At 31.6% G+C, this 16,038-nt stretch carries 13 protein-coding genes and 1 pseudogene; 9 read left to right on the top strand and 5 right to left on the bottom strand.

The genetic code is table 11. The features are described 5' to 3' along the window. The coding region (locus O9267_RS12375) for a tail fiber domain-containing protein (protein WP_298180030.1) at positions 1-773 on the top strand (773 nt) is incomplete at its 5' end. 103 nt (positions 774-876) lie between these two features. Here O9267_RS12375 and O9267_RS12380 read toward each other — a convergent pair. Both O9267_RS12380 and O9267_RS12385 read right to left on the bottom strand, forming a co-directional pair. Then, positions 877-1,491 (bottom strand): deoxynucleoside kinase, encoded by a 615-nt coding sequence (locus tag O9267_RS12380; protein WP_298180032.1) that lies wholly within the window; start codon positions 1,489-1,491, stop codon positions 877-879. Next, positions 1,491-2,294, bottom strand: coding sequence for a hypothetical protein (locus O9267_RS12385; RefSeq protein ID WP_298180034.1), 804 nt, complete (start codon positions 2,292-2,294; stop codon positions 1,491-1,493). The genes O9267_RS12380 and O9267_RS12385 overlap by 1 nt, the downstream gene beginning before the upstream one ends. A gap of 135 nt (positions 2,295-2,429) precedes the next feature. On the opposite strand from O9267_RS12385, the gene O9267_RS12390 reads away from it, so the two are divergent. Next, entirely contained in the window at positions 2,430-4,769 is a 2,340-nt protein-coding gene (locus O9267_RS12390; RefSeq protein ID WP_298180037.1) for a hypothetical protein, read from the top strand. 67 nt (positions 4,770-4,836) lie between these two features. Here the strand turns inward: O9267_RS12390 and metK are convergent, their stop codons facing one another. Beyond that, a complete protein-coding gene (metK, locus tag O9267_RS12395; RefSeq protein WP_298180039.1) occupies positions 4,837-6,087 on the bottom strand; it encodes a methionine adenosyltransferase in 1,251 nt (416 codons plus the stop codon). Positions 6,088-6,306: 219 nt separating this feature from the next. Here metK and O9267_RS12400 point away from each other — a divergent pair, with 219 nt between their 5' ends. The 6 genes and pseudogenes from O9267_RS12400 (at position 6,307) to O9267_RS12425 (ending at position 11,025) form a co-directional block, all read left to right on the top strand. Beyond that, positions 6,307-7,224 (top strand): choice-of-anchor J domain-containing protein, encoded by a 918-nt coding sequence (locus O9267_RS12400; RefSeq protein WP_298180041.1) that lies wholly within the window; start codon positions 6,307-6,309, stop codon positions 7,222-7,224. Between the two features lie 51 nt (positions 7,225-7,275). After that, entirely contained in the window at positions 7,276-8,196 is a 921-nt protein-coding gene (locus O9267_RS12405) for a choice-of-anchor J domain-containing protein (RefSeq protein ID WP_298180043.1), read from the top strand. Between the two features lie 294 nt (positions 8,197-8,490). Continuing rightward, a pseudogene (locus tag O9267_RS12410) lies at positions 8,491-9,642 on the top strand (PLP-dependent transferase). Positions 9,643-9,644: 2 nt separating this feature from the next. After that, positions 9,645-9,833, top strand: a complete 189-nt coding sequence (locus O9267_RS12415) for a hypothetical protein (RefSeq protein ID WP_298180045.1) — start codon at positions 9,645-9,647, stop codon at positions 9,831-9,833. Continuing rightward, positions 9,830-10,030: a hypothetical protein gene (locus O9267_RS12420; protein ID WP_298180047.1), complete on the top strand. Its 201-nt coding sequence runs from the start codon at positions 9,830-9,832 to the stop codon at positions 10,028-10,030. The genes O9267_RS12415 and O9267_RS12420 overlap by 4 nt, the downstream gene beginning before the upstream one ends. A 155-nt stretch (positions 10,031-10,185) precedes the next feature. Next, on the top strand, positions 10,186-11,025 hold the full coding sequence (locus O9267_RS12425; protein ID WP_298180049.1) for a PLP-dependent transferase: 840 nt from the start codon (positions 10,186-10,188) through the stop codon (positions 11,023-11,025). 168 nt (positions 11,026-11,193) lie between these two features. Here the strand turns inward: O9267_RS12425 and O9267_RS12430 are convergent, their stop codons facing one another. After that, positions 11,194-12,639: an amino acid permease gene (locus O9267_RS12430; protein ID WP_298180051.1), complete on the bottom strand. Its 1,446-nt coding sequence runs from the start codon at positions 12,637-12,639 to the stop codon at positions 11,194-11,196. Positions 12,640-12,641: 2 nt separating this feature from the next. Further along, positions 12,642-13,646: an EamA family transporter gene (locus O9267_RS12435; RefSeq protein ID WP_298180052.1), complete on the bottom strand. Its 1,005-nt coding sequence runs from the start codon at positions 13,644-13,646 to the stop codon at positions 12,642-12,644. A 1,089-nt stretch (positions 13,647-14,735) separates the two neighbouring features. Here O9267_RS12435 and O9267_RS12440 point away from each other — a divergent pair. After that, the gene (locus O9267_RS12440) at positions 14,736-16,028 is read left to right on the top strand and encodes a PLP-dependent transferase (RefSeq protein ID WP_298180054.1); all 1,293 of its coding nucleotides are present in this window, start codon (positions 14,736-14,738) and stop codon (positions 16,026-16,028) included. Positions 16,029-16,038 lie beyond the last annotated feature (10 nt).

The raw sequence follows: 16,038 nt of genomic DNA on the forward strand, positions 1-16,038 counted from the left end.
TGGGAATTAATAACTCAGCATTTAACTATCCAACGGCATATAATATTGGAGGAGGAAATGATGTTTCCTTTGTTGGAAGCGGTCAAGATTTATATCTAGCAAATGCCAATAATACCAAATCAATAATATTTTCTACTGGTAGATCAACTACTCCTTTTTTTAATGAAAGGATGAGAATTACAAATGCTGGATTTGTCGGTATTGGCACAACAACACCTCTGACTAAACTTGATTTAATAGGTGTAAAGTCAACAGGAGCTGGAGCAGGAACAGGAGGAAATAATGATGCGCCTTCACAAGCAATAATTCCTGCTGGTAATAATGGTGCTTCAAGGTTAAATGATTGGCCAGCAGGTTGGAGTGGTGGAATCAGTACTTTTGATATAGTTGGAGCTTCAACTTTTATGAGTGGTTATGTAACAAGATCTGATTCAAGACTTAAAAATGATATTAAAAGTGTTGACAAATCAATAGTTTCTAATTTCATGAAAATAAGACCAGTAACTTACTTTATGAAAGAGCAAACTAAAGAAATGGAAGGTTTGCAATATGGTTTTATAGCACAAGAAATTAGAGATTTATTTCCAAGTATGGTGACCAAAACGGATGATCCAAATGGGGTAATTGGTATGAATTACCAAGCCTTGATTTCTCCAACAATTTATGTGGTTCAACAGCAGCAAGCAAAAATTGATGAACTTCAAAAGAAAGTTGATGAACTTTTGAAAATGGAAGAAGAATTAAGACAAATTAAGCAGTTGCTAAACAAATAAAATTTTAAACACAAAGATTTAAAATAAAATCGATAGTCTTAAAATGCTATAATAGAATAAAAAAAAGACCTGTAAAATTTCAATTTTTAAAGGTCTTTTTTATTTAAAACAATCCGTTTAATTCGGCATCTATTCTATTTATGATATTTCCTAAATGTTCTGGGTTGTTCACAAAATCGATATTATCAACATCAATAATCAATAATTTTCCTTTGTCGTATGTTTGAATCCAAGCTTCGTAACGCTCGTTTAGTCGGCTTAAATAATCTATTGATATCGAGTTTTCATACTCACGACCACGACTGTGAATTTGTTTTACCAAGTTAGGAATAGAACTACGAAGGTAAATCAGCATATCTGGTGGTGCAACCAAACTTTCCATCAACTCAAAAAGCGATTTGTAGTTTTCAAAATCACGATTGGTCATTAATCCCATAGCGTGCAAGTTGGGTGCAAAAATGTGTGCGTCTTCATAAATCGTTCTATCTTGAATGATTTTTTTTCCGCTTTCACGAATTTGCAACACCTGACGAAAACGACTGTTCAAGAAATAAATTTGAAGATTAAAACTCCAACGTTCCATTTGATGGTAAAAGTCGTCAAGATATGGGTTGTCAACTACGTCTTCAAAATGAGGTTCCCATTTGAAATGTTTTGCTAAAAATCGAGTTAAGGTTGTTTTTCCAGCGCCAATGTTTCCTGCTACAGCTATATGCATTATGGTAATGTAATTTTATAATTGGTAATTCCTTTGTTGGTAAAAATAGTTAAAATTTGTTCGTTGTAATAAAACTTTTTGAATGATTTCTCAACAATTTCTATTTTATAAAGTTGATTGGTATTTCTGTTTTTGAAAAACACTGAATTTTCTTTGGAGTAAAGTAAGTTGGTACTGTCCAAAAATTGAATGTGATCAAATGAATCTATTTTTTCCTTAAATGAAATTTCGCCAAAAATGGAGCATGAAAACCAGTTGTTTTGACTGTTAATCCATTGAAAAGTATTAAAGTCGGTTTGATAGTAAGTAAAGTTTTGTTGCAATGGAATTCCAAGATATTTTATTTTTTGAGTGCCAAAATCATACAACCCAATTTGTTGTTCATTGGCATTAAAAAGCCACATTTTATTTTGACCAGAAAGTCCCAAGGCTGTTGCCAATATCGATTTTCCATCTGCAATTTCAGGATTTGAAAAATCAACTTTTTGAATTTCGTTCAGCTGATTATCAAGAAGTATAGCAGTGTTGAAATTTTCATAAAAAACAACAACCTTCAACGGATTGATAATATCTACTTTTTTAATTTTTCCTAGCGAAACATTTTGATATTGGATAGTTAATGTTGGTGTTTTCTTATAAAGTACATTTTCATTTTCATAAAAGTAATTTCCATAACTATCAATGCCAATAAAATTTTGAGTCACAAATTCTATTGAGTCAATTTTAGTGGCAACTATTTTTTGATTTTGTCCAAAAAAAAGTGTGTTCCAACACAATAACAATAAGAAAAATAAGTTTTTCATGTGAGCTAATGTACAAAAATTTAGTTTAAAAAACGTTGATTAATTTTAAGGCAACGTTTATTAATTTAATACTATCAACTTATTTTTTGTTAGTATATTTGATGAACAATATTTTTTACTAAAACTCTTTTCACTATGAAAAATTATTTTGCTTCACTATTATTAATTTCATCTTTGGTTGGGTTTTCCCAAATCAAATCAGGTGTTTACAAATCAAGTTCCAAAAACGGAGACATTTTATTAAAAATCAACGAAGATAAAACCTATGAAATGTCTTTTTTTTATGGAGAGTATACTGTTTCAAAAGACACAATTCTGTTTAATAGCAATAAAATTAATTCAAGTGTATTTAGTGTAAAAAGTATTCCAAATGCAGCAAAATCTTCTACTTTGAAACTGAAATTTAGCGATTCACAAATTGCTTATTATTCAACTTCTATTTTTCTTGGTACTCAAGAAACAGAAACAAGTGAAATTCAATATAAAAGGTTGAGCGAATTTGTAGTGATGAATCCAACAACTTATGAATATCCAAAAGATTTTTCGGTTGAACTTGCTAAAGGAAAATACCTTTATCTAGTTGATTCCAAAAATGATGAGGCTTCTGTTAGCAAATTTGAAATTTCTCAAAACACAAATGAAGTTTCTGTAGAGTATGATGCTTACTCATACGCAAACTTGAAGTTGAAAGGTTTTATTGATGGCACAACAGGTCAACTAGCTATTTCAGATGGAAAAACGCCATTATTATTTTCTTTTGAAAAATACGATGAACCGAAAAAAGTGACCGATGAGATAAATCCAGTTCAAGTAACTGACGAAAAAAAATGGAAAAAAATTCATGGTTTTATTGATGAAGCAGAAGCAACTTATGTAGATAGCGCTTATCCTGAAAGTAATAAACCGCCTTATGTTTTTAAACATACTATCGATAAAAATTATAAGGATGCTCTGAAAACTATCGAGAAAACACCAACAAAATTGTTAGTAGTTGCTTTTGATTTGAAGAATAAAAATGCCAAAACCGAGTTTGATACTTTTGTAAAAACCAATGAAGAATCGTTAAGTAGTTATATGTATGATAATTATCTTCCTGAATATGATAAGTTCAACTATTATTTAGCAACAGAAAAAGACAAGTCGATTTTAGATAAATACAAAATCAAGTCAGATAAAGAGTTGTTATTTTTTAATAGTCAGGGCGATTTGTTATACCATACAGCGGCAACTTTGACAGATAAACAGTATGATTATTTTAGTCCATACAGTGCAATAAACACTGAACTTGAAAAAGTAAATCAATACGCGCAATTGGACAAGGCATTATCAAATAAAAACGCAAGTGCAAAAGAAATTACTGAAACTCTAAAGAAAACTTTAAAGCTGGAAGGAACCTATAATTACGCAACAGATGCAGTTGTTGCACCACCAGCACCAGCTGAAATGTATAAAGTTAGGGAAGTTCCTGCTAATGAAACAGAAAAAGAAGCTGTAAAAGTAGTTGAAGAGGCAGCACAAGCAGCAGCTGTGGCCGATACTGTAGAAGCAGTTTATGATAATTACGATTATAGTTTGATAAAAGACAAAGAAAATCTTTATTCATTAAAAGCAACAAATCAACAAGTTCAAGAAAAATGGTTAAAAGCAATCGATTATTTTTCAGCAAAAAATATATATGATAAGGATTTTGTAACAGTTGCAAAAGCTGAATTGAATAACATAGGTTTCTCAAACAAATTATTCAATAATCAAGATAAATTGCTAAAAAATTCAGATTTTAAACTGCTTGATTATATCTATAAAAATTACCAAAATATAATTATTCAAGACAGTATTACACAACTAAATTATGATTACACTTATTATGAAAGCCCGATAGGAACGGTTTTGTATGATGTGTTTTATAAAAATACTAATTTGTATGATAATCCAGAAAAAAAACAAATTAATAAAGTCATGGATTATTACGAACAATATTTGAAAGTATCTAATAAAGACTTCTCAGTTTTACAAAATTATTTGAATGTATTAAAGGAGAATTCGGATCAAGAAAGCATTAATAAAAAGTATGTTGATTATTACACTTCTTATTTTGATGATATAATTAAAAAAGACTCAAATATAATTGAAAATTTAGATGAAGCTTTCACCAACAGACCAACGTCAAGTTATGATAATTGGGAAAGTTTCAAAAGTTCATTTTCTAATCTTGCTAACGATGTTGCATGGCATGTTGTAGAAAAAAGTGCTGATAAAACAACTATTCAAAAAGCGATAGTTTGGAGTGAAACATCACTAAAAGTTTCTAAAAATGTTCATTATTATTTAGATACACTTGCACAATTGTATTATAAAAACGGAGAAAAAGCAAAAGCCATTGCTGCCGAAGAAAAAGCTTTAGAGTTAGGAAAAGATTCAGAATACGGTGAAGAATATAAAATTACTCTTGAGAAAATGAAAAACGGAAGTTATTGATTTTGGTAAGCATAAAAAAGCCTGTTAACTATTGCTAACAGGCTTTTTTTTATTTAAAATTATTTTATTAAATAGAGAAAGCAGCTTTAACTTTATCTACAAAATCTAATTTTTCCCATGTAAATAGTTCAACTGTAACTGTTTTTTCATTTCCACCTGGAGCAGAAAAAGTTTTGGTAACAGTTTCAGGAGTTCTTCCCATGTGCCCGTAAGCAGCTGTTTCACTATAAATTGGATTTCTCAATTTTAAACGTTGTTCAATAAAGTAAGGTCTCATATCAAAAATTGACTCGACAACTTTACTAATTTCTCCATCAGTCATATTCACTTTTGAAGTTCCATAAGTGTTAACGTTGATTGAAGTTGGTTTCGCAACACCAATTGCATAAGAAACTTGAACTAAAACTTCATCACATAATCCAGCAGCAACCAAGTTTTTAGCAATATGGCGCGTTGCATATGCAGCACTTCTATCTACTTTACTTGGGTCTTTTCCAGAAAATGCACCACCACCGTGAGCTCCTTTTCCACCGTAAGTGTCAACAATAATTTTTCTTCCAGTTAATCCAGTATCTCCATGAGGACCGCCAATTACAAATTTCCCTGTTGGGTTGATATGATAAGTGATTTGGTCATTAAAAAAGTGAGCATATTGAGGATATTTAGCTTTAATTCTTGGAATCAAAATGGAAACTAAATCGCTTTTAATTTTAGCTAACATTTCTGCTTCAGCTGCAAAATCATCATGTTGTGTTGAAATTACAATAGCATCAATACGTTGTGGTTTGTTATCATCAGAATATTCTAAAGTTACTTGCGACTTAGCATCTGGACGAAGGTATTTTATTTCGTTATTTTCTCTTCTTAAGTTTGCTAATTCAATCAACAAAGCATGAGATAAATCCAATGCTAATGGCATGTAGTTATCCGTTTCGTTTGTTGCATAACCAAACATCATTCCTTGGTCACCAGCACCTTGCTCTTCTTTACTAGCTCTATCAACACCTTGATTGATATCGGCAGATTGTTCGTGAATAGCAGAAAGAACACCGCATGAGTTAGCTTCAAACATATATTCACTTTTGGTATAACCAATTTTTTTGATTACATCTCTTGCAATTTGTTGAACATCAAGATAGGTGTCCGACTTAACTTCTCCAGCCAAAATTACTTGACCGGTTGTAACTAAAGTTTCACAAGCTACTTTAGATTCAGCATCAAAAGCCAAAAAATTATCAATTAGCGCATCCGAAATTTGATCAGCAACTTTGTCAGGATGTCCTTCACTTACTGACTCCGACGTAAATAAATAAGCCATAATATAATTTTATTAAAATTAATTTTAGGAGGAAAATATAATCGTAAAGGAAGTACTAAAGGAGAGTTTCTGCTTTAGCATTTTTTTACGAGGTTGCAATCAGTTCAAATTTTTCCTCTTTTTTCTGGTGCAAATGTATGAAATCAGTTTTAAATTAAAAAAAATAATTTTATATGAATAATTTTGTATGTTTGAAAACAAAAACAAAAAAAATAATTCATGAAAAAAAAATTACTTTCTCTATTATTACTTTTATTTATTAGTAATGTAAACGCACAAAATATTTATAGTTTTGGTTTTGATGGCACAACTTCTGAAATGATTAATACAGGTTGGTCAGTTATTAATCAAAGTAGTCCTATATATCCAACGGCGAATAAATGGAATATTCCAACTGCGGTTCCAACAAATTATTTCCCTACTGGGGGACAAGCTGGAGGAACTTTTTCTTTTGCAACTGTAAATTATCAAAGCACAGGGACATCTGCTACAGCTGGTTCAGGTTCAATAAGCAATTGGTTAATTTCTCCAGTAATCACATTAGAAAATGGCAATGTAATTTCATTTTATACTCGTACAGGTAAAGCAACACCAACAAAAGCAGATAGAATGCAATTGCGAATGAGTACAAATGGTATGTTTAGTACAGATCCTGCGCTTGGTTCAACAGATGTTGGTGATTATACTAATTTGTTAGTTGATGTTAATCCTTCATTAACATTAACTGGATATCCACAAAATTGGACACAATATAGTTATACAGTTGTTGGTTTGTCTGAGCCAACAACATGTAGAATTGCATTTAGATATTTTGTGACCAGTGGCGGACCAACAGGTTCAAGATCTGATCAAATTGGAATTGACACTTTTTCAATCGACACTACTTTAGCAACGGATAGTTTTTTTGCATCTAATTACAGTGTTGGACCAAATCCTGTTAATGATGTTATTAATATTAATTCTAAAACTAATGCTGTTATCAATTCAATTGAGATTACAGATGTAAATGGTAGAGTTGTTAAAAATATAAGTGATTCTGTTTCTCAAGTTAATGTATCTGGCTTAAGTTCAGGTGTTTATCTTCTAAAAATTAAAAATAAAAATGGTGTTGGTACATCAAAATTTGTTAAAGAATAATTAGGTATATAAATTTTATTATATATTTGCTGTATTAACTAAAAAAAAATTATGAAAAAACTATTACTTACTTTTATTGCATTTGCAGGAATAAATGCAAGTGCTCAAACTATTTTATTTGAAGACTCTTTTGAGTTTTATGATGACTTTGCTATTGAAAATGTCGGAGATTGGACATTAACAGATGTTGATGGAGCTACAACTTATGGGTTTCAAGGATTAACATTTCTTAATTCTGGTGTTGCAAAATCATTTCAGGTATTCAATGCAACTCAAACAACAGATGCTAACGGTGTAGTAACACCTCTAACAGCGTCTGCTGCTCAAGATTGGGGTGCTAGAACTGGTGACAAGCACATGGTTTGTTTCGCATCAGTGCCTACTGCGACTGTTACAGCAAATAACGATTGGTTGATATCACCGCAAATTACATTAGGAACATCAAATGTTTTAAAATTCTGGGCAAAAGCATGTAACGCTGAGTTTGGTGCGGAAAGATTTAATGTTTGGATTTCTACTACAGACACAAATCCTGCAAGTTTTACCAAAATCTCTTCAGGGGCATTCACTACAACTACAAGTATAAATTGGGTAGAGCGTACTTATAATTTAGCCGCTACATATAATAATTTACCTGTATACATTGGTATAAAATGTCAATCACCTGATATGTTCGGATTTGCAGTTGACGATTTTTCTGTTACTGGTACTGTTCTTGGTACCGATTCATTCTTCGCTTCTAACTATGCAGTAGGACCAAATCCAGCTACAGACGTTGTAAATATTAGTGCTAAAAACAACAATACAATCAACATAGTAGAAATTACAGATGTTAACGGTAGAGTTGTTAAAAATGTAACTGTTAATGCTACAACTTCTCAAATAAATGTAGCTGACTTAAATTCAGGAGTTTATTTCTTGAAAGCTTCTTCTGAAAATGGAGTTGGGACTTCTAAAATTGTGAAAAAATAATTTTTTTATACTAACTTAAACCCACTAATTTAGTGGGTTTTTTTATGTTTATTATTTTACGTAAATATTATTTTTTTAATTCAAATTTTGTTTCCACATTAGCCAAATCAAAATACAATAAAAAAGAATGAATTTTACAATGAACAATATGTCAATGATGATGTGGAGATTTTCCGCAGAGGACTCTATTGTTTAATTTTAAATTTTAAAATATATAACAATAACCTCTGCAATAGCAGGGGTTTTTTTATACCCATAACTCAAATGACAACTACAAAACACAACAAGAAAACAATGCAACTAGAAACCTTATTAGCGAACATTACACAAAATTCTAATCTCAAGGATTCGTATAGAGCAACACATTTGCCTAAATACAACACCGCAACTTTCGACTTAAAACGACAATCGTCAGAAGGACAAGTTTATGATTATTCAAGATCAGACAATCCAACAAGTAATGCGCTTGAAACTGTTTTTGCAAAAGCTGAAAGTGGTTTTGGATGTGTTTACACAAATACTGGAATATCTGCAATAGCATTATTGTTCGAAACAGTTCTGAAAAATGGCGAATAAGTTTTGATAGAAAAAGATTGTTATGGCGGTACCTATCGATTGCTGAATATTTTATTCGAAAAAAATAAAATCACGACACATTACGCCGATTTTACTAAGATAAATGAAGTTGAAAATATCTTACAATCCAACAAAATTGCATTAGTAGTTTGTGAGTCGCCAACCAATCCAAGTTTGAAAATTGTAGATATTGAAGCGATTTCCCAAGTAGCAAAAAAATACAGTGCATTGCTTGCAGTTGATAATAGTATGGCAACTTTTGCATCGCAAAAACCATTAGAATTAGGTGCTGATTTCTCAGTATTTTCAACAACCAAATTCATTTCTGGTCACGGAAGTGTAACTGCTTGAGCACTGGTTTCTAAAGATGAATTATGGGACGAAAAGTTTAAATATAGTGCGAATGCTCAAGGAAGAGCTCAAAGTCCGTTTGACGTTTTTTTAGCATCGTTAGGCTTGCCAACATTGACTTACAGAATGAAATCACAAGAAGCAAGTGTTTTAAAAATTGCTCAATTTCTAGAAAATCAACCAGAAGTTTTAGACGTTAAATTTCCTAGTTTGCCTTCGCATCCACAATATGAATTGGCTAAAAAGCAATTAAAAATCATTCCTTCGGTTTTAACTATCAAATTAAAATCGGCGGAAAAAGCTGAAGTTTTCATAAAAAAAACTACTTTATTTGGAGAAAAAGTATCGTTTGGATCAGCCGACTCCAGGCTTGAAATTCCGGACAGAATGAGTCACGCAACCAATACCGAAGAAGATTTGGCAGCCAAAGGATTGAGTTTTGCAACAGTCAGAATTGCTGTTGGTTTAGAAGATACGGATGATTTAATTTTAGATATTGTTCAAGCATTAAATTGTTAAAGATGAGTGATTATTTTCAACACATTCCGTTTGGCGATTCGTTGCCGTTGCAAAATCCACATGCGGTTTCGGTGAGTATGCCTTTTTTGCAAAATGTTATCGATTATGAAGAAGGAAATGAAGCGGCAATTGAAGTAATGAAATCGTGTTATCCAAGATTTTTCAATATAAATTTGTTGAAAAACTGGTGAATTACATCCGAAATAAGCATTACATTCTAGCCGATAAAATCATCTTGCCAATAACATCAATTCAGGCAAAATTAATTTTAGAATATCTCGTTGAAACCCAATTTACATTTATTGAAGAAGATGAAAATGTGTTTTTGATTTTAGAAAAAAATGCCGAATTTGTAAAAAAAAATGTTCCGATTATATCCGAAATATAGGATTACTGATAAGTTCTAGAAAAGCCGAAAGTTCATAATATAATTTAGATCAGATACCAACTATTTTTCAAGAAGATAAGATTATATTTTCTCCTGAAAAAATTATAAAATCGGTTTTATCTACAGCTTATTCTAATGTTTCTGAAGATGCAATTTTGCTAACAAATTCTGGAATGAACGAACTTTTTACAGCTTACGAAACCATTTTAAGTGCTCGAAAAAGCGAAGGAAGAACTATCGCAATTCAATTGGGTTGGCTTTATGTTGATACAATTGAAATCATTGAAAAACGTGCAAATTCGCATCTCCAAATCAATATTCATAACAAGTTGCAACTTGAAAACTGGCTGGAAAGCAATCATAAAATAATAACAGAAATAACTACAAATCCATTAATTCAATGTATCGATTTACCTTGGTTAAGTATTCTTTGTAAAAAGTTTGAAATTGTTCTAATTGTTGATGTCACTATCGCAACAACTTTTAATGTTGAAGTTTTGCCCTATTGTGATATTGCAGTAGAAAGTTTAACCAAATTTGCTAGTGGCAATGCCGATTTACTAATGGGAACATTTGTTTTAAACGAAAAAAGTAAAATAGTTCAGGCAAATAAAAAAGAGTTTCATAAATTTATAATTCCAGCATTTGAAGGAGAATTGCAAAGGCCGGCATGTCAGATTCAAAATTATGAAAGTCGTGTAAAGAAGGTTTCTGAAAATACTAAAACGATATACGATTATTTAAACAAGCAGTCGTTTGTAAAAGAAATTTATTCGGTTTTGCATCATGATTCGGTTGGTAATTTTAAGAAGATTAGAAAGTCAGAAGATTCATTTCCTGGAGTTTTGTCTGTGGTTTTTGATGAAGATTTAGAATTTTATTATGATAAATTGCAACTTACAAAAGGACCAAGTTTAGGAACCAATTCACAATTGCAATGCCTTATGTGTATCTTGCATATTATGAATTCCTTAAAACCGAAGCAGGAAAAATAAATTATTATCACTTGGGATAAATCCTAATTTACTGCGTTTATCAATTGGGATTGAGTCAGTTGAAGAAATAATTGATGCGTTTGAAAATCTAAAGAAATACATTTGAAATAGAATTTTTTGAATTTAGATTATAAAAAAAGCGCCTGATTTTTCAAGCGCTTTTTTAAATTATAATTTAGTTTCTCTCCTTAGTTTACTGCGTTTCTTTCCGTAAACAAAATAGATAACAAAGCCTATGGCCAACCAAACAAAAAGCCTTAACCAAGTGTCAAACGGTAACGAAACCATCATTACTACACAAGTGATAATTCCTAAAATTGGAACAACCGGAACAAATGGCGTTTTAAATGGACGTTCTAAATGCGGTTGTTTTTTGCGAAGAATTAAAATTCCTAAACACACCATTACAAATGCCAATAAAGTACCAATACTTGTCATTTCACCAACCACACTGATTGGAACTAATCCTGCAAAAAGGCTAATAAAAATACACAAAACAATATTCGATTTATAAGGTGTATTGAATTTAGGATGCAATTCTGAAAATACTTTTGGCAACAATCCATCTTTACTCATTGAATAAAAAACGCGTGATTGACCTAATAAATCTACTAAAATCACAGACGTATATCCAATTAAAATAGCTAAAATCACTGCGATTCCTAACCATTCGTATGGTGTATTTGCAATTGCAATAGCAACTGGTGCAGCACTATCTTTAAATTCAGTATAATTGGCTAAACCAGTCATTACATATCCAAAAAGAATGAAAAGAATGGTACAAACTATAAGTGATCCCAATATTCCAATAGGCATGTTGCGTTGCGGATTTTTAGTCTCTTGTGCCATAGTTGCAACAATATCAAATCCAATAAAGACAAAGAAAACGACACCAGCACCACGAAGAACTCCAGACCATCCAAATTCTCCAAAAGTTCCTGTGTTGGTAGGAATAAAAGGATGGTAATTGGCAGGGTCAATATATTTCCAACCCAAAGCTATAAAAACAATAACAACACCAACTTTTAAAGCAACAACTATTGCATTGAATAGTGCCGAGCTTTTTGTCCCTCGAATTATAATTGAAGTTATTAATCCGATTATTAAAATGGATGGCAAATTCACAAATCCGTGAACGATACTTCCATCGGCTAATGTGGCAGTTTCAAATGGCGATAACACCAATTGAGGTGGAATAAAAATATCAAATTTTTCTAGAAATTTCACTAAATATTGCGACCAACTAATACCAACTGTTGCAGCTCCAACAGAATATTCTAGAACTAAATCCCAACCAATTATCCATGCAAATAATTCTCCTAAAGTGGCATAAGCATACGTATATGCGCTACCCGAAACTGGGACCATCGAGGCAAATTCGGCATAACACAAAGCGCTGAACGCACAACCAACGGCTGCAATCACAAAAGACAATATTACCGCTGGACCAGAATTATTTGCGGCGGCAATTCCGGTTAACGAGAAAAGTCCTGCGCCAATAATTACACCAACACCAATTGCAACTAAATTAATAGCGCCTAAACTCCGTTTTAAGGAATTTTTTCCTGTATTTTCTGCTTCTAATTTTAAAGCTTCTATCGATTTTTTTAACATAATTAATAATGAGTTATATATTTGTAAGGGTTTGAAATTCGCTCTAATACGACGTTTATTTTTCTTAATTTAACTTGTGTTCTTTTACTTAATTTATAATTGGCTGCATTGGTTAATAAAACACCAAACAAAATCACGAATAGGCCAATTAATTGACTGGTTTCTATTTTTTCAGATGCAATAATCCATCCCACTAAAACAGCAACTATTGGGTTTATATAAGTGTGTGTACTCACTAAAACAGGATCTTTAACTTCCAATAACCAGATATAAGATAGATAGGCTACAATCGATCCAAAAAAGATTAAAAAAGAAAGTCCAAACCAAGAAGATAACGGAATCGTAGTGAGATGAAATGATGCCCATTCTCCTTTGAATGAAGCTATTACAATACTTGCAATTCCAGCACTAATTAATTGTTGCGCACTATTCATAAATGTCGATTGGTCAGCTGGATTATTTTTAGAATACAATGATCCTGCAACCCAAGAAATAGAACTCAATGCCAAAACAGCAAAAGCAATAATTCTTAAAGTGGAACTAGTATCGTGATTGGATGAAGAAATACTTCCTTTTAAGAATAGAATTAACCCGATGAATCCAATGATTAATCCAGATACAATTGGAACATTTGAGAAATAATTTTTCCAATTTTTCTTGTCTAATGCAATGAACCAAAACGGACCAGTTGCTATTGCTATAGCGGCTTCCGTTGAACTTACATATTGTTCACCCCAAGCTACAAGTCCAGTTCCACCAGTTAGAATTAAAATTCCAATTATGGCATTTTTTTTCCAATTGATTAATGAATTGGAGCTTTGTCCTTTGCTTTTTTGCCATAAAAAAAGTAGAAATCCTGCAATTAAAAATCGGAATCCTGACAAAATAAAAGGCGGAAAACCTTTTAAAGCTACCGCAATAGCAAAGAATGTTGATCCCCAAATAACATAGATGCTTGCAAATGCTATGAAGAGTTGAATGGTATATTTATTTTTGAAATTTGACATTTTATATGATTTTATGATTAAAAAAAAGACCCTTTTTCAGGATGTTGAAAAAGGGTCTGTAAAATTTTTATTTTACTTCAATACTTTTTAACAACAGCAGAGCCGCATTTTCATGCAACGACAAGACTTATGGCACATTTCATTATGATGTAAAGTTTTCATACTATTTAAATTTAAGATTAAAAAAAAAGAGCCATTCAAGGTAATGAACGGCTCTTTGTAATGTAAAATTGATTTTATTTTTTACGCCAGTTCATTCCATAAATAATGTTTGCAACACATCATGTTACGCATTTTATTCATGTTATTTTGGCGGTTGTTTTTCATAATCTGGTGCAAAGATAAAGTCTTATTTTTAATCTTTCCAAATTAAATTTGAATTATTTTTATTTATTTTGAAGAAATAGCAAAAATTATATTGTTTTAAGGCGTTTTGTTGTTTATTATTTAATGAATCTTGATTCTTTAGTGAAAAAGCCTGTCAATTCTGGGTTTTTGTTAAATATTTTCTATTTTATTTTTAAGATTTTGATAAAAATACACTTTTTAAATCATGCTCAATGTATTGATAATTAATTGTTTATGTTGCATTGAAAAAGTAATCAAATGTTAAATTTTTAAAAATAAATTAAAATTATTTTTTTTATTCAAATTTAGTTCAGAAGTTTGCTTCATCAAAAACAAAGAAAAAATGAATTTAATTATTTGCAATATGTGTTGTATGATGTGGAAACTTCCGCAGAGCACTTCTATTGCATAATTTTAAATTTTTAAAATATATTCAAATGAAACCTCTGCAAACCGCAGGGGTTTTTTTATTTAAAACAAATTTGTCACACTGAGCGCAGTCGAAGTGCTTTTAAAAAAATAAATAATTCAAAAATGAACGTAATAGCAAAAAATATGATGTCTTGTATTATGATGCACATGATGATGTGTTGCATCACTATTTGCTATTACCAAGAACTCAAGACGTAAAAGAAATATATATTTCTAGTGTAAAAGTCCTTTTGGTAAGCCGTCCAAAAGGACTTTTTTTTATTTAAATAATCTTAATACTTAATACTAATATCTTAATACTTTAAAATCATGAGCACACAAAAATTCGCGACAAACGCATTACACGCAGGACACGATGTTACTAAAAACGCAGGAACAAGAGCTGTCCCAATTTACCAAACATCGTCGTATGTTTTTAACAATTCCGATCATGCAGCCAATCTTTTTGGTCTAGCCGAAGCAGGATTCATTTACACACGATTAAACAATCCTACCAACGACATCTTAGAACAACGTTTAGCAAAGCTAGAAGGTGGAATAGGAGCAGTCGTAACCGCTTCGGGAACTTCAGCAATTGCAACAACTCTATTAGTTTTACTAAAAGCAGGCGATCATATTGTAGCATCCAATAGTCTTTATGGCGGAACTTACAATTTGCTTAAAGTAACTTTGCCAAGACTAGGAATCACAACAACATTCGTCGATCCATCTAATCCTGAAAATTTTACTAAAGCTTCACAAGAAAATACAAGAGCTTATTTTGTAGAAAGTCTAGGAAATCCAAAATTAGACGTTCTAGATTTAGAAGCAATTTCAAAAGAAGCGAAAGCCTACAAAGTGCCTTTTATTGTTGATAATACTGTTGCTACACCTTTTTTGCTTAACCCAATTCAATACGGAGCGGATATTGTAATTCACTCTTTAACCAAATACATAACTGGAAACGGAACTTCACTTGGCGGAGTAATCATCGACGCTGGAAACTTCGATTGGAGCAACGGAAAATTTCCTGAATTCACTGAACCATCAGCTGGATATCACGGACTAAAATACTACGAAGCACTTGGCGCAGCATCATTTATTGCCAAAGTACGAATTGAAGGATTGCGCGATTTTGGTGCTGCTTTAAGTCCATTTAACGCTTTTCAAACCATTCAAGGATTGGAAACTTTAGAAATCAGAATCAAAAAACATTCAGAAAACGCATTGGAATTAGCCAAATGGTTGCAATCTCAAGAAGAAGTTGCTTGGGTAAATTATCCAGGTTTAGTAACTTCAAAATACAAAGAACTTGCAGATAAATATTTGCCAGAAGGAAAAAGTGGTATAGTAACTTTTGGTTTAAAAGGCGGATTTGAAGCAGCAAAAAAAGTGGCTGATGAAACCAAATTATTTTCGTTGTTGGCAAATATTGGCGATACCAAATCACTAATTATTCATCCAGCAAGTACAACACACCAACAATTATCCGATGCTGAGCAAGAATCAACGGGTGTAACCAAAGATTTAATCCGTTTATCGGTTGGTTTAGAAGACATTGAAGATTTGAAAGCCGATTTAAAAGCTGTTTTTGCAACGCTTCCAATAGAAAAATTTGTTTAAATTTTGTTTT

It is taken from the genome of Flavobacterium sp. (assembly GCF_027531705.1).
In the GTDB taxonomy this organism is placed as follows: Bacteria; Bacteroidota; Bacteroidia; order Flavobacteriales; family Flavobacteriaceae; genus Flavobacterium.